This is a genomic window from Paenibacillus sp. FSL K6-0108 (genome assembly GCF_045040695.1).
GTDB classification, from domain to species: Bacteria; Bacillota; Bacilli; order Paenibacillales; family Paenibacillaceae; genus Paenibacillus; species Paenibacillus pabuli_B.
This window is the reverse complement of sequence record NZ_CP150288.1, coordinates 1,378,352-1,401,761: the sequence shown is the minus strand read 5'-3', so window position 1 is coordinate 1,401,761 and position 23,410 is coordinate 1,378,352. Positions and strand designations below refer to the sequence as shown.

Here is a 23,410-nt window from a genome sequence, read left to right as displayed (position 1 = left end):
ATTATACACTTTTGCCTTGAAAACGCTGAACTTTGGCATACAGAAAATAACGCCGGGCAGCGATGCTTCCCAGAGGCAAAAACAACAGTGCACTGCTTAGTGAAACCACGGCATGATGCACATCCCATTGGCTGGCGAGTTGTCGCAGTACCATAACCACGATCAGAAGCAAGCTGCTGGCCAGCGATCCCTTGGACATCATTTTGCCTGTGGTTGGATGGATTCGAAGCTGTTCCAGATGTACACGCCACGCGCCAATCCCGCAACCGATGAGGAGAAAAACAATATATAACAGGATGTTACCCACTGTTAATGGTGTATTTACTACGCTCGACAGCACCCAATATGCAATGATCGCTGGAAAGACCCATAAACGGGATGTCTTCACTTCCTTCTCCCTTAAAGATAACAATAGAACAATCGCGGCTATAATCACAAGATTCATCATGTTTGTTTCCTCACCTTCTCCACGTTTTTCTTCGATCTGATCTACATTCAGTGTAGCCGAATTCAGCGGGAACTAAGTCCACCTACAGATGGATTGGCTCTCTTGACCTCTTCCAGCCAGGGGCTTAGCCGTTTTATCGGATAAGAATGAAAGCTCTTGTTCAGACGAATTGGTAAAATTATTGGAAAAACGTTTTACTACTATTTATATTTTTTTGTAAAATACATATAAAACAATCTATTAAATTAACAAATGTAAACGTTGACATCAAAAAAACTTGTGTTATTATTTGTTTGTAAAACGATTTACTAACTGGAGATGATGCGATGAAGAAAGTATTTTACAAACCAAAAAACGGATGGGTCGGAGATGTGATCCCGTTCTACGACAATGGAGAGTACAAGCTCTATTATCTCCATGACCAAAGAATCGGCGGAGATTACGGAAATCATACGACGTGGAACCTTCTCACAACCAAAAACGGCTTGGATTTTGAAAATTACGGAGTAGCTCTCCCCAATGGAAGCGAATCCGATCCCGACCGGAACGCATATACCGGTTCGGTAATTAAGGATCCGAACGGCATGTATCACCTCTTCTACACCGGGCATAATCCCAACGCCGATTTTTGCATTGACGGAAAGCCATTACAAGTCATTTTGAAAGCCACCGGCACCGACGGAATCCATTGGACGAAAGATGTACATTTCAAGCTTTATGGAGACGGAACATTTTACGAACTCTTCGATTGGCGTGATCCGTTTGTGTTTTTTAACGAAGAACAGCAAGAGTACTGGATGCTGGTTACTTCGAGACAAATGAACTCTTCCGAAAAGCGAGGCGGGTGCATTGCTCTTCTCAGTTCAGATGATCTCGTGCATTGGACACATCGGGAACCATTCTACAGCCCGGACAAATATATCACTATGGAATGTCCGGATTATTTCAAAATGGGAGACTGGCACTATCTGGTCTACTCAACGTTTAGTGAAAAGTTTGTGACGCATTACAAAAAAAGCAAAAGCATCACAGGCGTATATACTTCCCCGATTCCGGACACTTTTGACGGCAGAGGATTTTATGCCGCGAAAACAGCCTCGGACGGCCAAAAAAGATACGCCTTCGGATGGGTTCCTTCCAAACAGGATGAAAGCGATTACGGTGACTGGGAATGGGCCGGAACCCTGGTCGTTCATGAGGTTTATCCAAACGATAACGGTGACTTACTCGTAAGGATACCTCAGTCGATCTATGAGCATTTTAATAAAGAATCAGACTTCAATCTTGTAGCGGAGAACAACTGTAGCCATGCTGCAAGCCAATTCGAACTGGAGTCTCCTGATGGACTGGCTTACTTTGTATTGAATGAATTGCCTTCCCAAGTCCTGATCGAAGCATCGTTTACAGACTGGAAAGAGGCGAAGGATTTCGGCATTGCGCTGCGAACCGACAAAACTCTCGACACCGGATATTTCATTAAATTCGATCCATTTCACAATCGAGTCGTATTCGACATGTGGCCAAGAACCGAGCCAGGCTTTTTCCAATGGCAAATTGCCGGGGATAAACCACAAATGATCGAACTGGAGAGACCGTTCCAGTTCGCCCTGCACGACCGGATTACGATAAAACTGATTTTGGAAGATGACATCTTGTGTCTATATGTCAACGATTCCATCGCGATGACTACGCGAGTCTATCATTTCAAAACTGGCCATGTCGGCTTTTTTGCGAACGAGGGTGCCGTTAAAGTTCATGACGTCAAACTCAAGACAGCAGCTAAGCAATAAACGGAATCTCAAAATTGATTTTAATGAAAATAATAAAACATGGAGGGCTTTAAAATGGCAAAAAAGAGAATGATGTCTAAGATCATCTCACTTCTCGCGATCTTCTCATTAGTTGCAACCGCTCTCGCGGCTTGCGGCGGATCGTCGAAAAATGATGCCGGCAAGCAGGGGAACTCGTCTAATGCCTCCAACGGCAAAACCATTACATGGCTGTCTGCCCGTCCGTCAGACGGAGCCATCGTGCAGACAGTGCGCGAACTGGCAGACCGGTATGCGAAAGATCATCCTGGGTTCAAGTTGGATATTCAAGTTACGTCTGACAGACCTTCCTATTTGACCAAACTAAGAACACTTGTCGCTTCGGGCGAAGCTCCTGAATTTATCGATATGGATGCCGATCCGTACGCCCAACAGCTCGCGGATGCCGGAATGCTGGTTGACATGAAGCAGTTCCTAGACGAACAAGGCTTGTACGATCAGTTCTACGAACCTGCGCTAAAATACCAGGAACTACCCGATGGAAGCCTCTACCTTCTTCCCATGGAATACCATCTGGAAATGACTTGGTACAACAAGAAAATATTTGCGGAGAATAACCTTGCCGTTCCAAAAACCATCGAGGATATGATCACGGTTAGCAAGGCGATTAGGGACAAGGGCATAACCCCGATTGCCGTTGACGGCGTTGACGTTTGGCCATTGCTGCGCTACGCGGCCATGATTCCATTCCGGGCCACCGGAAATGAATTTGCCCGGAATCTGAGCCAAGGAAAGTCCAAAATGAGCGACGAAGTCGGAATGCAAGCGGCGAATTTCGCGAAGGAGATCGGTCAATACTTCCAGGAAGGGTTTGCCACGACGGATTATACAACAGCCAAGAACATGTTCCTCAATGGTGAAGCTGCCATGTATACCATGGGTACCTGGGAAATCCCGTCCTTTACAGAGGACAACCTGCCGGAAAACCTAAAAGGCAACGTGGACTATTTCTACTTGCCAACCATCGCCAACGCCAAAACGCCGAATAATGAATTTTTCGGAAACAGTGGAATCGGCCTAGCCGCCACGGCCGACAAATTCGACGCAACCACCAAGGACTTCCTGAGTTATGTCCTGAAAAATTACAGTGACGTCTATGTTGCCAAGCAGCAGATGTCTCCGCTCAAATTTACGATTAAAGACGAAACCCAGTTCTCCGAACTATTCCTACGGGTAAAAAAAGATATGGATAACTATGGTTCAGAATTTGCCAAGCCATGGGATACCCTGCTGGACCCTGATACGAACTCGGTCATGAGCGATTTAGTCATCAAATTGATGATGGGGGCCATGACACCGGAAGAGTTCGCCAATCAAATCGACGATACCATCACTCAAAACGCCACCAACTAGTTGTTACGCTCAGACAGCCACCCACCCGGGAAGGTCCGGGGGGGGGGCCTGTCACGAAGCGTCTCAAAATAAACTTTTATGGGGAGATTCCATATGAATGTGCTCAAGGACAAGAAGGCATGGTTCATTTTCATTGCGCCAGCCTTGCTATTTTATTTAGGAACCGTCTTTGTCCCGATCATTCAGTCGCTGAACTATGGCTTCCAAGATTGGAACGGAATAAAGGACGCCGAATATATTGGGCTGGGCAACTATACCAGGATGTTTCAAGATCCCTACTTCTGGAATTCTGTTCAAAATAACTTGGTGTATGTTGTAATCGTTGTGCTCATGCAGGTGTTTATCGGTTTGTTTTTCGCATTGCTGCTCTCGTACGTCAAAAAAGGAGCCGGCATTTTCAGAACCCTGTATTATTTGCCGGCCGTTGTGGTCACCGTCGCCATTGCGCAGATGTTCCGTAACTTCTATTCCCTGCAGCCGTTGGGCTTGCTGAACATGTTCTTGGATTGGATCGGACTGGGCTATTTGCAAACCGCCTGGTTATCTGATCCGCACACCGCATTGATTGCAGTATCCCTCCCCGAAGGCTGGAGATTTACGGGGATGTACATGGTCATTTTCTATGCGGCATTGATTGCGATTCCAAAAGAAATCGAGGAGGCTGCAACGATAGACGGCGTTAATGGCTGGCAGCTGATCCGACATATCAAATTGCCGAGCATCAAGCATGTGCTGAGTTTGGCTCTCATCATGTGCACTACTGGTGCGCTGAGAGGTTTCGATATCCCTTATATCATCGGTGTGCCAGGTTCGACGACCGAACTGGTTACAACGTATATGTACAAAAAAGCATTTGCTACCAACCAATTCGGATATGGAAGCTCGATCGCCGTATTTATTGTGATCGAGAGCCTTATTGCCGTTCTTATTATCCGGTCCATATTCAATTCCAGGAAAGGAGAAGCATAACATGCCATCCAAAAAAAAGGCTTTGTCCTTCCTGTTGTATTTTATCGTGATCGCAATCCTGATCGTGCAGATCTACCCGGTTGTCTGGCTGATGCTGTCCAGCTTCAAATCAAGCATCGAACTGACAACAAAGCCCTTTTCCATGCCGACGTCATGGTCGTTAGATAACTATGGCGCCGTATTCCGGGATAGCGCCCTGCTGCTTTATATCAAAAATACTGCTATCGTTACATTCAGCTGCCTGCTGTTAATCGTCTTTTTAAGCTCAACAGCGGGGTTCGCCCTCGTCAAAATGAATTTCAAGCTAAATTCAAAGCTGCTGCTGTTCTTTACAGTCGGTATCATGATTCCAATTCAAGTCACCTTAATTCCGTTATTTATTATGTACAAGGACTTCGGACTGTTGAACTCATATCTGGCGCTAATCCTTCCACAAGTCGGATTTGCCTTGCCTTTATCGATTTTAGTCTTCACCAGCTTTTACAGTTACGTACCTAATGAACTGATCGAAGCCGCCGTCATCGACGGGTGCAATATTTATCAGGTGTTCTATAAAATCATTTCTCCGCTTACCGTCAACACGACGATCACGGTCGCATCGATCAATTTTGTTCTCATTTGGAATGATTTTATTTTTTCCAACACGTTTACAAACGACAAGCAGTACAAAACAATCTCCGTTGGGCTTCAGGAGTTCATCGGAGCCTTCGGAGCGACGGATTGGGGACAGACGTTTGCCGCCATCAGCATCAGCATCATCCCCATCATTATCATCTATTTATTTCTAAACAAATACTTGATGGCTGGCGTTTCTGACGGAGCAGTTAAAGGATAAGAAAATAAGGAGAGATGAGCCATGCAGTCCATGAATCAGCTTTTTGGCAGAATGAAAGGAAAAAGCAGAGCAATCACGGCGGAAAATCCCCGTGGCTTGAAAGGAGAAGGCGGAAAGGCTGCGGGTCCCTTGGGAACTGCCCGGAAAGGCAAAGCCTTTATCTCACTGGCACAAGGCGAAACCGCCATACTTGTTGATATTGAAGGCCCAGGAATTATCCAGCACATTTGGATGACCGTGACCGACCAAACCGAAACCGGCTGGTTCGTGCTGCGCGATTTAGTATTACGGATGTATTGGGACGATGAAGATACTCCTTCCGTGGAAGTCCCACTAGGCGACTTCTTCTGCAACGGCTTCGGCACCAGAGCGATCGTCAATTCCTTACCCGTTGTCGTTAATCCGGTCGGTGGCATGAACAGTTACTTTGCGATGCCATTCAAAAAAGCCGCCAAAGTAACCGTAACAAATGAACATCCTCAGGAGATCGAGACGTTTTTCTACCAGTTTGATTACATGCTGGTTGATGAGCTTCCTGGGGATACGGAGTATTTTCATGCCCAATTCCGCCGGGAAAATCCTACCAGATTCAAGCAGGATTATACGATTATTGATGGAATTAAAGGAAGAGGCAAATATATCGGTACCTATATGGCCTGGACTTCCCTGTCCCGATACTGGTATGGCGAAGGGGAAGTGAAATTTTATCTCGACGGTGACCGGGATTGGCCGACCATCTGCGGGACGGGGACCGAGGATTACTTCGGCGGCGCTTGGGGCTTCGTGAAATACGACAATGGAAACCCGGTGCAGGAACAGACGTATTCGACTCCCTTCATGGGTTTCCCGCATTTCCAGGTGAAAGACAATACAAGATCGCATATTTACGATGGAGCTGCTTGTCCGATGCGGGGTTTCTATCGTTGGCATATCCTTGATCCCATTTTGTTTGAAGAGGATTTACGTGTCACTGTTCAACAAATCGGGCATGATGGAAAAGCGTTATTCGAAAGAAGCGACGACGTGAGTTCCGTGTGCTACTGGTACCAAACCGAACCACATCAAGCGTTTCCCGAACTGCCGGGCGTATTGGAAAGACGTCCGCGCTAATTAAAGGAGAATTCGCAATACACATAAGTAGAGGTACAAAAATGGCTAAGAAAAGGGTCACCTTGGTTCAAGTCGCAAAAGACGCAGGTGTATCGCCCGCAACAATCTCCCATTTTCTAAACGGCAACTTTCAGAAAATGAGCTTGGAGACAAAGGAAAAAATCAGTCTCTCGATAACGAAGTTGGGTTACCAAGTGAACCCTATTGCGAAAAGCCTTATTACCGGCAGAATGCACACAATTGGGCTTGTCTTATCCGACAATACCTCCGACGGTTATTTTGAGGACTTATACTTCCTCCATTTTGCCCAAGTGATTAAGCAGCAGTTGAAGGCACTCGGATATAAAATAATCCTATTGGACTTTGAAGAAATCTTCATGAACATCCAGATGGTCGACGGAATTATCGTTAAAGCAACCATAGATACGGAAAAATTCATGCCCAAGCTAATGGATCTTAACGTGCCGGTAATTACCGTTGGACGCCACAATTCATCCTACGGAGCGCACGTACTTCGTGTCAACGACTACCAAAGCGGCCAAATTGGAGTGAATCACCTATTATCCCGTGGTTATCACAATCTGTTGGTATTGACTTATCCGCACGGTCACGTTCCCGGATTTGACGACAGACTAAACGGCGCCAGCGAGGCCTTGCAGCAAAACGGAAAACTAACGACCGTGATTACAGGAGATATGACTGAGAATTTTGGTTATGATACCGTGATAAAACTTGCCAAGACCAACCAGTTGCCGCAAGCGCTATTTTGTTTAAGTGACATTTGCGCCATCGGGGCCTTAAAGGCATGCAAAGACTTAGGCCTGTCACTTCCTGAAGACCTTGCCGTTTTGGGTGTGGACGATATGCCGACCATCTCCGAACTGCTGAGCTTATCGACGATCCGGCATCCCATCAGCGAATTGGCCGTGGCTGCCTCCAAGTTGATGATCGAATCCATTGAGTCCGACGGACAGCCCATCGCGCATGTCGAAGAAGTGTTCCCGACAGAATTAATGGTTCGACGAACGAGCTAATATCGATATTTTCCAAATACTGCATACAAGACGGGGCTGTCCCATAAGTCATAAACATGGCTGGGACAGCCCCGTTTTTCTATATTGAACGTTCATCAGCTAGACTTTGAAATATCTCGTCGACCAATTTATCGGTCTATACCACCGGGAATCTATTCTCTGATTGTGATTTTTACACTGTTGAATTGGGCACTACCTTGGCTAACAAACAAGCCAAGCTTCCCTCGATGAATATCATACATTCTGGCGCTCATTGCAATTTGATCATCTACATACATTTCGCAGATCGTTCCGTCAATAAACACTTTGATTTCATAAGGATGATTGGGAACAAGCTGAATGGGACGTTCCAGTTCAACCTCATAAGGGAACGTTTTCCCGCCCTCTTCCGACTGCATTATCGCTCCCCGGAAGGTAATACGGTTTCGTTGCGGTTCCAATGTGAGATAATAGGCTGCATCCAAAGTGTCTTCTGTTCGTAACATGAACCCAACACCTTGCGTTTCCCCGGAAAATGAGACGTGTGCAGATATCTTGCATTGATCAGGCAAATCCTCCTGGCTCGTGCAGCCGGCAAACCCATACGGAGACTCGCAGGAAAGCGAGCTATCCAACTGGATCCAATCTCCTGCAATTCCATTGAGATGTATAGGAAACCCATCCGTAAATGCGGCATCGACTGTTTCAGGTACCTTTACGCTGAGGTTGCCATCGGGACGCTGAACGATTTCATGCACGATCAGATTCCCGCCCCAGTCCCAAGTATCGTAATCCTTGCCAAGGGATTTCGGCGGATTCCAGCCGAATAAATCGTCATTTTTCGTTGGATTCCAACCGAACAGGTAGCGTTTCTGCCCGTCATCCACGGATTTGGCCGCATAGAAAGCTCGTCCGTCGAAAGTATCCTCCTTTGGGGTAATCCATGGGCCATCCAGGGAACGGCTCATCCGGTAAAAGGTCGCAAATCGCCCGGTATAAGAGGAGTAGATCAAATACCACCACTCCCCGATCCGAAACAAATCGGGGCATTCGTGAGCCCCTACGTGCAGATTCGGTGCGTACAGGGGCTCGCGGTACTCCCAAGCTTGAAGATCTTTGGATGACAGCAGTGCAGTACATCCTTTTCGATTGGTTGGCCCTTTCGCCATCGCTGCGAGCAGCATCCAGTATTGACCTTCCTCCTCATTCCAGAATACGAAGGGGTCACGCCAATCAGACAGTTCATAGATGTGGTCATCAGCCGCAAAGGTATCCTCAGGGATCGCTTCCCAAGTCTTGAAGTCTCTGCTGATCGCATGACATACCAGCTGCTTGCCTTCTGGGAATATGCAGTAGAACATATGGTAGATACCGTCCACTTTCAGTATATGACCGGTGCCGCCTTCGATCTTGCAAGCTCCTTCTTCCCGATAATTCACGAAATCCTTTGTTCCGACAAGATGCCAGCCGTGGTCAAGGCCCTCACGATAGTTATCCCTCCATCCGTGAAGATAAAACAACTTAAACTCCCCGTCTTCATAATATGGAATAACGTCTCCGACCCAGGCGTTGGCCGGCCGGTAGAAAAACTCCCTCATCCTTCATCTCTCCTAATGGTTAAAGTAGCTAAGCGCTCATTCACCGGAACAGGCATGTACGCATCGCTTGTGCCTCGTTCCTGATACCAATAAACAGTGGCGGCATACAAACATTGATTATTTCACCATGTTTCGGCTTCCTCATCTGGTTTCTCCCAGGTATTGTACACATGCAGATGAACGCCGCAGAACCTTCCCCGGCCTTTTGTTAGCAGCAGAGGCCAATCCGGCCAACGATCCCCGCCTTCCTTGAAGCGTTCTACGTCCTGATCCAGATAATCGTCCCGGTGCCATTTCGCATGAAAACGTAGGAGATCGTCCGTATGAGATGTCGTTAAGGGAGTATACTGGATATCAGCCGCTATCTCGCACGGTTCGACTCCATCATTTTCAATTTCGATCCTGGCGCCTTCCGAGAACGGTATGTGCCAATAACTGTACATTTCATGTTCATTCATGCCCAGAGGCAGGGCTCGGTACGGCTTGATCCCGGGTGCGCTTCCAAAAAAATCACCCAGTGGAGCCCATACGGAAGGAGCTTCTTCATTGTCCCATCTCATCGAGATGACCAACTGCCTGGTCAAGATCCGTTGCTGTTCCTCGCTCTTTCGTCCAAGGTCTGTCCTAATCCGAATCATGGAAATAGCGCCAGCCCCTTTTTTATCCCAAAGCAACGCTTTGCCGCCTGCCGGTACGGATACCGTAACGCTCTCGGCGGAGGACCCTTCCTTTTTCATAAAAGAGTACGTTCCCCTTTGCTGTAAAAACCGGTCTGCTTCGGCCAGTGCTATGGCACTCTCTTTGTCGATACGGCTGTCAGGCTCTCCTCTTACCAGTTATTTGTTAATCTTTTCAAGTCGGATTCTGCACCTCAACCGGTACATTGAAATCATCAACGTTAATATGTCCAAAGCCGCCTGTGGATTGATCAACCACCTTAATGTAAAGCTCCTGGCCGATATACTCCGACGCATCCCAAATCTTCCGTTGATACTCCTCATAATTGGTTGCTGTCTCTTTAAATAACGTTTTGCCGTCTGACGCCCGAACCAGCGCAACATAGAGCTTATCTATATCACGGCCGCCGCTGACAAGGAAGTTGATTTTGCCATTCCCGCCAAGGACGAAGTTTTGTGTTTTTAGCGTTCCCGTCAAGCTGTCACCGCCGGCTTCCTCATTAAAGCCCCATAAGTGATGGCCACCCGGAATTTTATGCGACGGATTGAAATAAATCGTATCCCAGAAAAACTGGGCATCGGTTACATGGACATCCTGGAAAGCGTTTCCTTCTGTAATCCAGCCTGTCAAATCGCCTGTAGCAAAATCATGGTTAGGCAGTTCCGTAATATTGGTATACACGGAGTTGTCCCAGTTGTCAGGCACATCGACCGGAGCAGCCGGCTCACCCGTTAAAGCGTTCATCTCCCATACTTCCATCGACTTGACCGTAATATCGTTGTCGGCCCAAATCTGCATGCCCAAGGAGTCATATCGGCCTACGTAGACGCGGGTTGTCAGCTTTTTTTTGTCATTGGCAAAGGCTTCAACAACCGAACGGTCAAGGAAAATATGGAGCTTCAGGTTCTCTCCGTCCAAATCCACGTATCCGCCTTGAATGCCATCCACGCGTACATCCGGATCAATGCTGCTTTTTGTCCGATCTACATTAAAGGTTCCGTTTGTCTTGTCATAGTAAATCAGCGTTTCTTCTTGGCCATTATCGGAGCGCCGCACCTTGAGCCCAAATTTCTGGGCTTCGCCCGGATCAACTTCCATCACAATCTCCAACATGTCGCCTTTCACATTCCGGATCAATTGATTGGCGGCAGCCAAATTTTTGTCCGAGAAATCAACCACCTTATCTCCCCGGAGACTCTGCAATTCTTGAATCGGTTCAATACGCAATTGATCATGCTCATCCAGGCTCAGTGAAACTGGCAATGCCAAATTATGCGCCCATCCGGCTTGGTATTCGGCTTGCGGCGTTCTTACATTTTGCACCATGGAGTAAACGACCGTTCTTCCGTCAGGTGTGACCATACCGCTCTCTGCGGTTAAATAACCATCGCCCACATCCATTTTGGAGGGTGCCTCCTGGTCGGGAATAAATTTGAAGTGATCCCGGTCCCAGGTGCCTATCCAATAAAAGACCTCCACATCTCTTTGCACATCGTTCGCTAGAGGCACTTGCTCCGGTTTCTCATGGGGATTGATCATGAAAATATACTTTTGCTTGCCTGCGCTATCCTTGCCTAATGGCAGCAATACCGGCAGTTCCCATACCGTACCGAGCTCCGGATACAGGCTTCTGTCGCTAACGAATAAAGGCCCCTTATACTCCCAGTTGTACATGTCGTCGGACACATACACCAAAGCTGTGCCGCTGCTGAAGTCTTGAAGACCGGATGTCACTAACTGATACCACTTATCCACCTCTTCGTCATACCAGACAAACGGATCGCGGAACTCGTTATGGATGCCGTTCCCGTTCTGCTCCGTCACCGGATCAGGATATTTCACCCATTGTTCCAGATTGGGATCGGACAAATCTGTCGGAGTTGCCAGCCCTGTTCTTTGATTCGGCGACAGGGAGTCATTGCCGGCAGTATAAAACAGAACAGGATTGCCGTCTCGATCATACGCTGCACTGCCTGACCATGCGCCGTCCGGATCAAGGGTGCCCGCTTCGGGCGCAAGAGCAGGCCTCACATTTTCCCAATGTACCATATCGTCACTCACCCAATGTCCCCAATGGATTTGATGCCAGTATGGACCTTGCGGGTTATGCTGATAAAACAAATGGTATTTGCCGTTATAATAAATCGGCGCATGCGCTTCATTCATCCAGTTTTGTGGAGGCATCGCATGGTACTGAGGACGATGCTGATCGCCATCAAACACACTTGGATCCTCATCAATATCGCCATTCGGAATTTCCGGGACCGAACCGCCGTGAAGCGACTTCACATTCTCATACTCAGCAAGGATCTCCTGATCAGTGAGGACTTTGTTTTGCAGCTTCACTTCATCAATGAGTCCAGAGAACATATTGTAAGAGAACAACCCCGCCAACTCTACCGGTTTATTATGTTTACCAATGATCAGGTTTTCGGTAGAGGGTGTGATCGGAACGTTGACAGGGGTCGCTTGGGAAGCCACTTCCTCACCGTTCAGGTACAACTTGATCATTCCATCCTTTTTGTCGAACGTAGCCGCCACATAATTCCATTTGTACTTTTCGAGTGGATGATCTTTTACCCATACCTGAATCCACTGGCCGCCAATCCCGACCTGCATGGACCATGTACCGTGCCGGTACATGCCAAGCGCGAAGCCTTCCGCCTTATCCTGGTCGGACTGGTTCACGATTGCAGACAGCTTGTTTCCATCTCCCCACTCGTAGCTGCGCGGCGCGACCCAAGTTTCAAGCGTTAACGCGTCACTTACAGGAACGGCATTCTTTGCATTGACCTCGATATTATTTGAGTATCCATCGAACAGCAGGGCGCCGCCTTTTACTCCGCGCGGGGTCCATCTCGGTTCCTTGGAGTCCATGTATCTGGCGTTGTTAAATACATAGTTCACATCGTGTTCAATATTGCTTACTTTCTCAAGCGCCTTTTTTCCTGCGTCTTCATCAAAACTCATGTGAAAAATGGTACCCGTACCATGAGCTTGAAAAGCATCAACGGAAATACGAGCTTGATTGGATTGATCGATAACCTTGATATAAAGTCGCTTGTTATAGTACTGCTGCATTTTCCAGGAAATCTTCTCATTCGTACTGACATCCCCGGTCTTCTCAAGCAACGTGTCAGTACTGGCATCATATAATGCGACGTAGGCATGCTGCGGATTGACGATGTCCAAAACAGTGAAGTTAATAGTCCCGGTTCCCTGGAGCGTGAAGGTGCTAGAGGTAATCGAGCCCTGTCCTTCCAAGGAGGATTTGGCAAAATAGTTGCCTTCTTTACCCGCTTGAGCTTCATTGTTCACTTGAAAAGCGTTGCCCTGGGCGGTCCAGTTCTCTAAATTTCCGGTTTCAAAGCTGGGATTCTGGATTTCAGTCGGCATAATGTTATCTGCCATAACTCCTTCTTCCGGTACGAGTTCATTGAAGGTGTTGAAGGCGTCCGCAAAGATTACTCCCCAATCTGAGTGCCCATTATCAACGATCTCCACATACAGCTTCTTGCCGATATACTTGGAGAGATCGGCTTTATATTGCTCCATATTCGCGAGCCTCAGGCCCTGTGCCGGATCCGGGAACCCCGACTCGTTAAATTCGGTGTTACCGTACCTGGCAATCAGTTCACCTGTGTCCGCATTGATGACGCTCACATACACTTGATCCGTATGCTTGCCTCCGCCCAATCTGAAGGTAATCCAGCCTGTTCCGCCCAGCTCGAAGGTGCTTGAACGAAGCTTACCTGTCGCAGCCTCGTTATACTTCAATCCGTTTAAATGATAAGTGCCTTCCTGGTTATACGGGATTTCTTCAACCCAATAGGTTGTTTCGTCCGACACGCTGTTCGGACCAAACGCCTCGCCTTCTACAATCGTCCAGCCTGTTAAATTCCCTGTTTCAAAGCCGGGATTTTCGATTTGATAGCGTTTAAAATCCGGCTTGATATCCGTGGCGGCAATTCCTCCGGCCGGCTCGGCATCATGGTACATGAAGAAGGCGTCCGCAAAGATCACGCCCCAATCCGAGGTTGCATTGTCAACGATCTCCACATACAGCTTTTTGCCCAAATATTCGGAAAGATCCGCCTTATATTGCTCCATATTGGCAAGCCGCAAGCCCTGATCGGGATTTGGGAAGCCAACGTCAGCGAAGGCGCTATTGCCATACCGGGCAATGACTTGCCCCGTCTCGGCTTCTACGATATTTACATATGCCTTGTTTGGATTTTTGGCACCGCCAAGCTTGAAGCTGATCCAGCCGCTGCCACCCAGCTCGAAGGTGCTGGAACGGAGAACGCCAATTGCAGCCTCGTCATGCTTCCAGCCATTTAAATGATAAGTACCTTCCTGATTGTACGGAATTTGTTCCGCCCACCAAGTGGTTTCGTCTGATACGCTGTCCTGACCAAACGCTTGGCCTCTTACAACCGTCCAGCCTGACATATCCCCGGTTTCGAAGCTTGGATTCTGGATTTGATAGACTGTATCCGTAACTGATAACCCCTCGTCAGCCTTAGGGGTTAACGCCTCCCGAGCATCCACTCCAGGAATATCGGCTGCAGCCGATACTCCTGGAGCAACAAGCTGGAGAACCAATACCCATATGACCATACTTGAGATCCAGGTTTCCCTTGTTATTACTTTCCTCATTCAAGATCCTCCTCCATGATTTCATATTCAGCAAACATCGATACCGCATTTCGACATGCTCTCCCTGTAACAAGGATGAATAGTCATGAAGGAAGGAGAGAAAAGATAAATCGTATATGTGAAGCGCTTCCAAACTGCAAAGTACAAATTTTTGAGCTTTGGTCCCTTTATCCAAAGGGTGTAAGGAGCGCCTAAGCGCTCTTTTTACCAAATGGATTTCATCTCCCATATATCGATCGATTTAACCAACAATTCCCCATCTCCCCAGATCTCAAGCCCCAAAGCATCTTTACGGCTTGGATACACCCGGGTCGTCAGACTTTTCAACCCGTTTGCATAGGCTTCGACCATGGAGCGGTCCAAATAAATATGAAGCTTTAAATTCTCCTCTAGCAGTTCCAGCTTACCGCCTTGGATCCCTCGGCACTTTTCTCCCGGATGAAGCGTCGTTTTCGTTCGATCAACCAAGAGCATCGATTGGTTCCAATCATAATACAGCAGGGTTTCTTCTTCGTTATCCGGTGTACACCGGACCTTGATGCCAAGTTGTTTGGCACTGTCAGGCTCCATCTCCAGTTGAATCTCAAGCATGTCTCCTTGTACATCCCCCAGCAGCATATTAACCTCAGCCAATGATTTGTCCCGGAGCGATAACCGCTTGGCACCACGCAAGGATTGGAGCTCTTCAATCGGCTCAATTCCCAGCCGTCCGTCATCCCTCAAATACACGCTTAACGGCAAGCCGCCATTATGAGCCCAGCCCGATTGATATTCCAGCTCGGACGTCCGGTCACCTTGCGCTATCGTAAACACAATTTTTCGGCCGGTCTTCGGATCAACCATTCCGCTCGGACCGGTAAAATGGAAATCACCGACATCAATCAATTGCGGCTCCTCTTGATCGGGAATGAATGATAGATTTTGTTTGTCAAGCTTCCCTATCCAATAGAATACCTCGACATCCGCTCCCTGTCCCACTGGACTCACCAATAGAAGATGCTTGTTCACTCCCTGCTTGTCGCTGCCAAGGGGAAGAAGCACAGGAAGCTCCCAGATGGGTCCAAGATAAGGAAACTTCTGGATATCAGCTTTAAAGAATGAACCTTTGTACGTCCAATTCAGCATATCCTGTGATGCAAATGCGAGCGCTGCTCCACCTTCGCCTTCGATCCCGGAGCCGACCAAGGCAAACCATTCGTCATCGTCCTTCCACACGAACGGATCCCGGAAATCTCCGAATACACCCATGCCCTTCTTCTGCACGATCAACGGCTCCGCGTGTTTGACCCAGTGAATCAAATCCGGATCTCCATCCCGGGAATAGGTGCTTCGGGCAAGCGCCACGCTCTGATTGGGCGAAGCACTGTCATTGCCCGCCGTAAAGAATAAGACAGGCAGGCCGTCTGCATCATATGTCGCGCTTCCCGACCAGATCCCGTCCGGTGCGAGCTGATCATTTTCAGGGGCTAATGCCACAGGAAGATCACGCCAATGCACCAGATCCTTACTTACCCAATGTCCCCAATGGATTTGATGAAAAAACGGCCCTAGGGGGTTATGCTGATAGAATAAATGATACTGCCCGTCAAAATAGATCGGCGCATGGGGCTCGTTCATCCAATGTGCTGGCGGGCTGACATGATACTGAGGTCTATGCCGATCCGGCAGCAGTGGCGTCCGATCCAGCTTGATCTCATCATACGTTAATGGCGGATGGGCTCCTCCATAGGCGGTATCCAACACGTGCCGATAGGAAGCGACCACCTCTTCCTCGCTCAGGGCCCGATTATAAACTTTGAGTTCATCGAGGATACCGCTAAACATGTGAAGGCTGAATACTTCCGCCAGCAGGCTGCTGTGATTGTTTTTGCCGATGAGCAACTCCGTGCCCACCGCCTCGGCCAGGCGAGAACCGGGGGGCAGATCAGCCGAAGCGATTTCCCTGCCGTTTAAATACAGCTTCAATTCTCCTTGGATTCCATTGAATACTGCATTCACGTAAGACCATTCATTCTTGGGCAGTTCATGACCGTCCGGCGACCAAACTTCCTTCCAGTCCCCTCCTTCCAGCCCGACTTGAAAGGACCAGGAGCCATGACGGTACATCCCAAGCAGATACCCCTGCTTACGATCCATGTTGTGGTGGTTCACAATGGCAGACAACTTGCCTTCAGAGCCCCATTCATAAGAGCGTGGTGCTACCCATACTCCAATACTTAGCGCTGATCGATACTTTTGCTTGCCGTTCGGTTCTCCCTCATTGACCGAATGGGCAATATAAGTCGAGTAACCATCGAAGAGGAGCCCGTCCCCCATGACTCCCTGTCTCCACTGCGGATCGCAGGATTCCGTAAACTCGGCTTGATTAAATACGTACTGAATGTCATCCTGTACTTGAGATATGCTCTCCACAGCGCTGGCTCCGCTTCCCTCATCAAAGGCCCAATACATCATCAGCCGCTGACTGTCTAATGTTTGACTCACGCTTCATCCCCCCCTAATGTCTGCTCTGTGGTGCCATTGGGGATATGAATGGACTGAAGAGCATGGATATGAAGCGAGCTCAATACAACCTGCCCTGAATTCGTTCCTATTGAAATCCTATTCATCGTTGCATCCGGGAAAATTTGATCCGTCAGTACAACCAGGCCCTGATTCGCATAAACTTCAACCGCATTGCGATCCAGCCAGATATGCAGCTTGATTTTCTCATTTTCCGGAACCAGGAAGACCCCATGCTGGCATGCAAATGATGGATGAAAGTCAGTCATGCCCGATTTGAAACGGTCGATGAATAGCCATTGGCGCACAGGGTCATAGCCGATGATTGTCTCACTCTGCCCGGACGATTGCATTTTGATATGAACCTCGCCCGCAGTCCGAATATCGATGTCCGCTTCAATCTCCAGTAGATCATCCTTTGTCTTTATCATAAACGGGACATCCTGCGTAACCGTGACATCAGACCAGCTTTTCGACTCTTTCCGCAGCTGTTTTATTTCCCAGACAGGCATTTGGGTTAGCACGATGCCCTCGTCCCGACTGGTCAGTGACAGGGCGCGAGGCAGAGTCATTGCGCCTCTCCAGTCTCCGGTTGGCGTCTCGTTGGCATATTTCCAGTTGCTCATCCAACCGATGATCACACGTCGTCCGTCTTGTTCATGCATATCCGACCAGGTGACCCCTGCATAGTTGTCCCGACCGTGATCCAACCACATGATATGATCAGCCGAATTGTCGTTGATGAATGTATTTCCGTCGAACTCTCCGATAAAATATTGCGTGCGTGATCCTTCCGGAAAGGCAGGGTTATCCCCAATGCTAATGATAAGTACCCATTTGGAATGTCCACTGTCATCGATTGGCAATTCAAAGAGATCCGGGCATTCCCAAACGCCGTCATGCGAGCCTTCCTCTTGCCCGAATTCCCCTGTTAATGTCCATTCACGCAAATTTTCCGACCCATAAAACCGAGCATGATCTCCCGCTACAATGGTCATAACCCACCGCTCACTTTGTGCATGCCAGAACACTTTTGGGTCCCGGAAGTCTACCAGATCAATTTCGGTAAGAACCGGATTCCCCTCATATTTATGCCAGGTTCTGCCTTTATCGCTGCTGTAAGCCAAGCTTTGCCGCTGGCGCGGCTGCCCGGTCTTTGGACAAGTATCCGCATGGGTAAAGATCGCAATCAATCCATGAGAGCCCGCGAACAGTCCGCTGCTGTTATTAAAGTCAACCACACAGCAACCAGAAAAAATGGCTCCATGCTCGTCAGGGAACAGAGCGATAGGTTCATGCTGCCAATGAATCAGATCATGGCTTACGGCATGGCCCCAGTGCATCGGCCCCCATTTATTACTATAGGGATGATGTTGATAAAACAGATGATATTCTCCCTCATAATAGACTAATCCGTTCGGATCGTTCATCCAATGGGATGGAGGCGAAAAATGATATCCCGGTCTATATCTCTCATCCATAAGCTGTTTATTTGACTCCATTATCTTATTAATTTCCTCAGTCTTTGGCATAGATTGAAGAGCCCCTTCCCGTCTTGTTAATTCCATGATCATCGATTTGATTAATTATTTGTTTAAACTTGCGTTATAACGATCCAGCCCCTTTTGATAGATCTCCATCAATTCGTTCAATCCCATCTTATCCAGGTTCTTCACATAGCTGTCCCACTGCTCATCCACGCCGCCATCAACAATGAATTTTCCTCGCTGGGTATTTACATATTTAATCAATTCGGGCTCGATTCGATTGATTTTGTCCAGCTCCTCCGGCTCAAAGAAGATACTCGGGTAGTTTTCCTCTTCCATATAGGGATCGTAATATTTCTCCAAGTCTTTAACGCGCTGTTGGGCTCTAGGCTCCAGATCAACTACTTTTCCCAAATCTTCGATGGTAATGACGCCAGGGCCGCCTGCGCCTGGAGCCACTTTTTGACGGAATTCGCCCGCGGAAGTGCCCTCAGGAATAGGCAGGTTCACCAATTTCCCATTTTCGTCCTTCTTAAATACGACATCCAGCGGACCCCAGTGGATTTGAGCAGCCATGTACGGTTCATACTGCTGGTCGATCCAACGCATTGTGATTTCCGGATTCTGGTTCTCTTTAGTAATCACGAAAGCACCGCGTCCTGGGCCGCCACCGTTGCCCCGACCGATCGATTGATTCCCGTCCGGTCCTTTGAGCGGGGACAGCAAAGCATAATCTTCGCTTCGCTCCGTTCCGACCACCTCATCGACTTCCCACCAGATATAGGAGCCGAGCGTTTCGACTGTTGTTTTCCCTTTGGCCAGATACTGAGCAGCGTCCTGGGTGAACGATTCAGGATCAATCAAGCCCTGCTTATACCATTTTTCATTAAAATATTTCAACGCTTCCTTATATTCAGGCTGCGTAGCAGTAAAGATCACTTTTCCGTCGCGGACAACCCGATGTTCCATGTTATCCGGAAGTCCGAATGCTCCGAATATCCCAGCAATGTCCATACACCACTGCATATGCATAAAGCTCAGCGGAATTTCGTCAGCCTTGCCGTTACCGTTTGGATCCTGTGTTTTAAAGGCCACTAATGCTTCCGTATATTCATCCAGTGTCTGCGGCATTTTCAGCCCCAGCTTGTCGAGCCATTTTTTATTGATAACGTGAAAGAAGGGGTTTGTTCCAAGATTGTTCTCTTCCCAAGAAGGCAGTCCGTAAATATGCCCATCCGGTGCCGTGATCGAGGATCTGATGTCAGGCCTGCGTTCTAAAAGCGCTTTCAAGTTAGGCGCATATTGATCGATTAAATTCTCCAGCGGAAGGATCGTTCCGTCTGTGCCGTAATTAACCAGCTCGTAATCCGAGAATCCGGCACCATAAAAAGCGTCAGGCAAATCTCCGCTGGCCAGCAACAAATTTTTCTTCTCGGTAAAGTCGGTATCCGGAATGTTCTCCCACTCGATCTTAACGTTGGTTTGCTCTTCCAGCTTCTTGAAAATTTCCATTTGAGAATACTCCGGTGCCAAAGCAGCTTTCGGGGATACCATCTTTAACGATACCGGTTCATTCACAATCGGAAGACCCGTTTTGTTAAAACTCGCAGCGGAATTTTCCGCCTGATTCTTGGAGTCTCCTGAACATCCACTCAGCGCAAAAGCACCAGCCATCATAAGAATTCCCGCTCTTTTGAATACAGATTTCATCGTGCATAACCTCCCTCAAGATCATTCCACAAGTTGAATATCTTACCTTGTCTTACTCTATAGTGGTCTGGATGCAGATATATCGATTCTGCTGCACATCCCCCCTTTCAAGTACCATGACAACATCATCCCTTGATCGAGCCGATCATTACGCCTTTGACAAAGTACTTTTGCAGGAAAGGATACAAAATAAGCAGCGGCAGACTGGATACCATGATGACTCCATATTTAATCAGTTCCGTTACGCGCATCTTCGCTGCGTAGGATTCGACATCCACCATCATGCCGGAGTTTACTTGGTTCTGGACGAGAATATTGCGAAGCACCAGTTGAAGCGGATATTTGCTTTCGTCGTTCAAATAGATCAAAGCGTCAAAGAAACCATTCCAGAAGCCGACGACGTGATACAGCACCATGACAGCTAAAATGGACTTGGATAAAGGCAAAACAATACTCCAGAAAAATCTGGTGTTGGAACAACCGTCGATCGACGCTGCTTCCCTCATTTCATCCGGGATGGAGGACTGAAAGAAGGTCCTTACGATAATGACGTTCATTATGCCACCGGCACCCGGGATTACAAGCGCCCAGATCGTATTCAGCATGTGAAGATCCTTGATTAACAAATACGTCGGAATCAACCCGCCGCTAAAAAACATGGTGATCAGTAAAAACCACATGATGACCGACCTTCCAACCAGATCCTTCCGTGCTAACGGATAAGCTGCAAATACGGTAACCGCTACTCCGATCAAGGTTCCTACGCCAGCGTATAATATGGAGTTCGCATACCCGATCCATATGGAGGAGTCATTGAATATTCGTGCATAGCCGTCGAGCGTGAATCCCTTTGGTAATAACCATACTTCCCCTGAATAAATTAGATTGGGATCACTGAATGAAGCAATCAGCACAAAATACAGCGGAAATAATACAAGCAGCATAACGACGGTCAAGAAGAAATAGTTGATAGCGTCAAACCATGCGTCTCCTCTGCTTTTTCTCTTCAAAAATTGGTTCAAAGTCAATCCCCCCTACCACAAACTGGTTTCGGTTAATTTTTTGGCAATTCGGTTAACGGTGACAATCAGGATGATATTGATGACGGAGTTAAACAGTCCGACCGCTGTAGAAAAGCTGTACTGCGCCTTCTGAATCCCCAATTCATATACATAGGTCGGAATAATATTGGAGGTGGCATAATTCAGGTCACTTTGCATTAGAAATGCTTTCTCGAACCCGATGCTCATGACGTTCCCGAGTGCGAGAATGAGCAGGATGACAATTGTCGGCAAGATGGACGGAATGTCCACATACCATACACGCTTCCATTTGCTTGCTCCATCCATAATCGCGGCTTCATGCAATTCGGGATTAACCCCGGCAAGCGCAGCCAGGTAAATAATGGTGGCGAAACCGGTCTCTTGCCATACCCCTGACAAAATGTACAAAGGACGAAACCAGCCTTCGTCAGCCATGAATAGAATCGGTTCTCCACCGAACCAGGAAATGATGAGGTTCACGATCCCGCTGTTTGGCGATAAAAAAACATGGAGCATACCAACGAGTACAACGGTAGAAATAAAGTGTGGCGCATAAATGACGGTCTGGATAAATTTTTTGTATCCCTTGCCCAGCATCTGATTCAGCATGATCGCGATAATAATAGGAGCCGGGAAGCTGAACACAAGCGATAGAAAACTGAGTGTTAGCGTATTTTTCATGATCGTCCAGAAGTTATAGGAATTGAAAAAATCAATAAAATGCCGGAACCCCACCCATTCGCTGCCCCAAATGCCCTGGCTTGGTGAAAAATCCTTAAATGCAATTTGTACTCCGTACATCGGGTAGTACTTGAACAGGAGGTAAACCAGAATGATCGGCAGCAGGAACAGGTACAGTTCATAGTTGCGTTTAATTCGACTCCAAGTTTTGCGATTTTCTTTGATCAGGGTCTGTTCTCCTCCGGAATCTCGTGAAATCACCGTCATACTCCCTTTCATCGTAAAATTACTATTTGTTATTGAAACGTTTCCAATTTATATGAAGCGCTTCCACATTAATTGAAACGTTTCCAATTCAGCATGAGAAAAACGTCACCCGGCTAATCCACCCGGTGAAGCGGCCGTGGCTGCTGATGTTTTTCTAAACTAATTAAAGGGGTACAGCTTTTTGTTCTCAGGAACGATCAAGTCGTTTCACCTTGTCTAAATATGACTGGAAGACGATAAACTTCCCGGTCCAATGTTTCCCCATCGATCTTTTGGTAGAGCAGCCTGATCGTCGTACGTGCCATCTCCTCTACAGGTTGTCTGATCGTTGACAATATTGGATGGAAATAAGGATGATCCTGAATGCCATCATATCCGATGACCTTTACATCCTCCGGAACGTTAATGCCCTGCCTGCCGGCTCTTTCTATATATTTGGCGGCGAACATATCCGTAATGGCAAAAATACCATCCACATCCCCATGCTCTTTTAGAAACTCATCATAATAGGCATCATCGTCCAAAACCGGGTCTGGCTTCTCGTATACAACGTAGTCAACCCCCATGGTTCTGGCTTCCTGAATGAAACCTTCTCTCCGATTCATGGTTTCACTGAAAACAGAAGTGACACTCCCCATAAAAGCCGGTTTTTTGGCTCCTGCTTTGACAAGTTCCCTTAACGCCAGACGCCCTCCTTCATAATTGTCCGACGTAACACATGTGATTTTCTTGTTGAAGTGCCTGTCGATACTGACAATCGGAATGTCATTGCTGACGTAATTTTCGATATCGTTGTACGTAATGCCGACAATACCCGCCACTTTGTTTTGCTGGAGCATATCAAGATAATATAATTCCTTTTCAGGTTTGCCACCGCTATTGCACAGCATGAGCTTGAAACCTTCCCGATCCAGCTCATCTTCAATGTAATAAGCCAGTTCGGAAAAAAAAGGATGCCAGATACTCGGGAGCAGCAGGGCTACCATCTTGGACTTCCGCATTTTGAAATTTCGGGCAATCTCATTAGGGATATAATTCAACTCTTGTATGGCCTTCTCGACTTTTCTGCGTGTTGCGGGTTTAACGGCGCCCGAATTGTTAATAACACGGGACACGGTTCCTACAGCTACACCAGCTAAGCTGGCTACATCTTTAATACTTGACATCTAACCCCCCCGCCTATCTCTCTGATGGAATTCATAATAACACCTAATTGGAAACGTTTCAA

General features: G+C 47.6%; 16 protein-coding genes. 6 read left to right on the top strand and 10 right to left on the bottom strand.

Annotated elements, in window-relative coordinates; translation table 11 throughout:
* Nucleotide 1: 1 nt before the first annotated feature.
* Nucleotides 2–448, bottom strand: coding sequence for a hypothetical protein (locus MHB49_RS06355; protein ID WP_405155483.1), 447 nt, complete (start codon nucleotides 446–448; stop codon nucleotides 2–4).
* Between the two features lie 326 nt (nucleotides 449–774).
* On the opposite strand from MHB49_RS06355, the gene MHB49_RS06350 reads away from it, so the two are divergent.
* From MHB49_RS06350 to MHB49_RS06325, 6 genes are all read left to right on the top strand, one after another.
* On the top strand, nucleotides 775–2,238 hold the full coding sequence (locus MHB49_RS06350; protein WP_405155482.1) for a GH32 C-terminal domain-containing protein: 1,464 nt from the start codon (nucleotides 775–777) through the stop codon (nucleotides 2,236–2,238).
* Between the two features lie 54 nt (nucleotides 2,239–2,292).
* On the top strand, nucleotides 2,293–3,630 hold the full coding sequence (locus MHB49_RS06345; protein ID WP_405155481.1) for an ABC transporter substrate-binding protein: 1,338 nt from the start codon (nucleotides 2,293–2,295) through the stop codon (nucleotides 3,628–3,630).
* 93 nt (nucleotides 3,631–3,723) lie between these two features.
* Entirely contained in the window at nucleotides 3,724–4,599 is an 876-nt protein-coding gene (locus MHB49_RS06340; RefSeq protein WP_405155480.1) for a carbohydrate ABC transporter permease, read from the top strand.
* Between the two features lies 1 nt (nucleotide 4,600).
* Nucleotides 4,601–5,434: a carbohydrate ABC transporter permease gene (locus MHB49_RS06335; RefSeq protein WP_247901047.1), complete on the top strand. Its 834-nt coding sequence runs from the start codon at nucleotides 4,601–4,603 to the stop codon at nucleotides 5,432–5,434.
* A gap of 21 nt (nucleotides 5,435–5,455) precedes the next feature.
* Nucleotides 5,456–6,544: a glycoside hydrolase family 172 protein gene (locus MHB49_RS06330; RefSeq protein WP_405155479.1), complete on the top strand. Its 1,089-nt coding sequence runs from the start codon at nucleotides 5,456–5,458 to the stop codon at nucleotides 6,542–6,544.
* A 41-nt stretch (nucleotides 6,545–6,585) separates the two neighbouring features.
* On the top strand, nucleotides 6,586–7,578 hold the full coding sequence (locus MHB49_RS06325) for a LacI family DNA-binding transcriptional regulator (protein ID WP_247901045.1): 993 nt from the start codon (nucleotides 6,586–6,588) through the stop codon (nucleotides 7,576–7,578).
* A gap of 152 nt (nucleotides 7,579–7,730) precedes the next feature.
* Here MHB49_RS06325 and MHB49_RS06320 read toward each other — a convergent pair whose 3' ends face one another.
* The 9 genes from MHB49_RS06320 to MHB49_RS06280 form a co-directional block, all read right to left on the bottom strand.
* The gene (locus MHB49_RS06320; protein ID WP_405155478.1) at nucleotides 7,731–9,155 is read right to left on the bottom strand and encodes a GH32 C-terminal domain-containing protein; all 1,425 of its coding nucleotides are present in this window, start codon (nucleotides 9,153–9,155) and stop codon (nucleotides 7,731–7,733) included.
* Nucleotides 9,156–9,277: 122 nt separating this feature from the next.
* Nucleotides 9,278–9,892 carry a DUF2961 domain-containing protein gene (locus MHB49_RS06315; RefSeq protein ID WP_405155477.1) on the bottom strand — a complete coding sequence of 205 codons (615 nt, stop codon included), beginning with the start codon at nucleotides 9,890–9,892 and terminating at the stop codon, nucleotides 9,278–9,280.
* Between the two features lie 115 nt (nucleotides 9,893–10,007).
* Complete coding sequence (locus tag MHB49_RS06310) at nucleotides 10,008–14,492, bottom strand: GH32 C-terminal domain-containing protein (protein WP_405155476.1); 4,485 nt, start codon at nucleotides 14,490–14,492, stop codon at nucleotides 10,008–10,010.
* Nucleotides 14,493–14,696: 204 nt separating this feature from the next.
* Nucleotides 14,697–16,946 (bottom strand): GH32 C-terminal domain-containing protein, encoded by a 2,250-nt coding sequence (locus MHB49_RS06305; RefSeq protein ID WP_405157057.1) that lies wholly within the window; start codon nucleotides 16,944–16,946, stop codon nucleotides 14,697–14,699.
* Nucleotides 16,947–16,972: 26 nt separating this feature from the next.
* The gene (locus tag MHB49_RS06300) at nucleotides 16,973–18,475 is read right to left on the bottom strand and encodes a glycoside hydrolase family 32 protein (protein ID WP_405157056.1); all 1,503 of its coding nucleotides are present in this window, start codon (nucleotides 18,473–18,475) and stop codon (nucleotides 16,973–16,975) included.
* 105 nt (nucleotides 18,476–18,580) lie between these two features.
* Nucleotides 18,581–20,191: an ABC transporter substrate-binding protein gene (locus MHB49_RS06295; protein WP_405155475.1), complete on the bottom strand. Its 1,611-nt coding sequence runs from the start codon at nucleotides 20,189–20,191 to the stop codon at nucleotides 18,581–18,583.
* Nucleotides 20,192–20,316: 125 nt separating this feature from the next.
* The gene (locus tag MHB49_RS06290) at nucleotides 20,317–21,213 is read right to left on the bottom strand and encodes a carbohydrate ABC transporter permease (RefSeq protein WP_247901038.1); all 897 of its coding nucleotides are present in this window, start codon (nucleotides 21,211–21,213) and stop codon (nucleotides 20,317–20,319) included.
* 12 nt (nucleotides 21,214–21,225) lie between these two features.
* Entirely contained in the window at nucleotides 21,226–22,182 is a 957-nt protein-coding gene (locus MHB49_RS06285) for a sugar ABC transporter permease (RefSeq protein ID WP_192264214.1), read from the bottom strand.
* 197 nt (nucleotides 22,183–22,379) lie between these two features.
* The gene (locus MHB49_RS06280; protein WP_405155474.1) at nucleotides 22,380–23,348 is read right to left on the bottom strand and encodes a LacI family DNA-binding transcriptional regulator; all 969 of its coding nucleotides are present in this window, start codon (nucleotides 23,346–23,348) and stop codon (nucleotides 22,380–22,382) included.
* Nucleotides 23,349–23,410: the final 62 nt, after the last annotated feature.

What these genes read in the sequence shown, in the direction of transcription:
- MHB49_RS06355 (WP_405155483.1), bottom strand. Translation starts at nt 448, where the DNA reads ATGATGAATCTTGTGATTATAGCCGCGATTGTTCTATTGTTATCTTTA.
- MHB49_RS06350 (WP_405155482.1), top strand. Translation starts at nt 775, where the DNA reads ATGAAGAAAGTATTTTACAAACCAAAAAACGGATGGGTCGGAGATGTG.
- MHB49_RS06345 (WP_405155481.1), top strand. Translation starts at nt 2,293, where the DNA reads ATGGCAAAAAAGAGAATGATGTCTAAGATCATCTCACTTCTCGCGATC.
- MHB49_RS06340 (WP_405155480.1), top strand. Translation starts at nt 3,724, where the DNA reads ATGAATGTGCTCAAGGACAAGAAGGCATGGTTCATTTTCATTGCGCCA.
- MHB49_RS06335 (WP_247901047.1), top strand. Translation starts at nt 4,601, where the DNA reads ATGCCATCCAAAAAAAAGGCTTTGTCCTTCCTGTTGTATTTTATCGTG.
- MHB49_RS06330 (WP_405155479.1), top strand. Translation starts at nt 5,456, where the DNA reads ATGCAGTCCATGAATCAGCTTTTTGGCAGAATGAAAGGAAAAAGCAGA.
- MHB49_RS06325 (WP_247901045.1), top strand. Translation starts at nt 6,586, where the DNA reads ATGGCTAAGAAAAGGGTCACCTTGGTTCAAGTCGCAAAAGACGCAGGT.
- MHB49_RS06320 (WP_405155478.1), bottom strand. Translation starts at nt 9,155, where the DNA reads ATGAGGGAGTTTTTCTACCGGCCGGCCAACGCCTGGGTCGGAGACGTT.
- MHB49_RS06315 (WP_405155477.1), bottom strand. Translation starts at nt 9,892, where the DNA reads ATGAAAAAGGAAGGGTCCTCCGCCGAGAGCGTTACGGTATCCGTACCG.
- MHB49_RS06310 (WP_405155476.1), bottom strand. Translation starts at nt 14,492, where the DNA reads ATGAGGAAAGTAATAACAAGGGAAACCTGGATCTCAAGTATGGTCATA.
- MHB49_RS06305 (WP_405157057.1), bottom strand. Translation starts at nt 16,946, where the DNA reads ATGATGTATTGGGCCTTTGATGAGGGAAGCGGAGCCAGCGCTGTGGAG.
- MHB49_RS06300 (WP_405157056.1), bottom strand. Translation starts at nt 18,475, where the DNA reads ATGGATGAGAGATATAGACCGGGATATCATTTTTCGCCTCCATCCCAT.
- MHB49_RS06295 (WP_405155475.1), bottom strand. Translation starts at nt 20,191, where the DNA reads ATGAAATCTGTATTCAAAAGAGCGGGAATTCTTATGATGGCTGGTGCT.
- MHB49_RS06285 (WP_192264214.1), bottom strand. Translation starts at nt 22,182, where the DNA reads ATGACGGTGATTTCACGAGATTCCGGAGGAGAACAGACCCTGATCAAA.
- MHB49_RS06280 (WP_405155474.1), bottom strand. Translation starts at nt 23,348, where the DNA reads ATGTCAAGTATTAAAGATGTAGCCAGCTTAGCTGGTGTAGCTGTAGGA.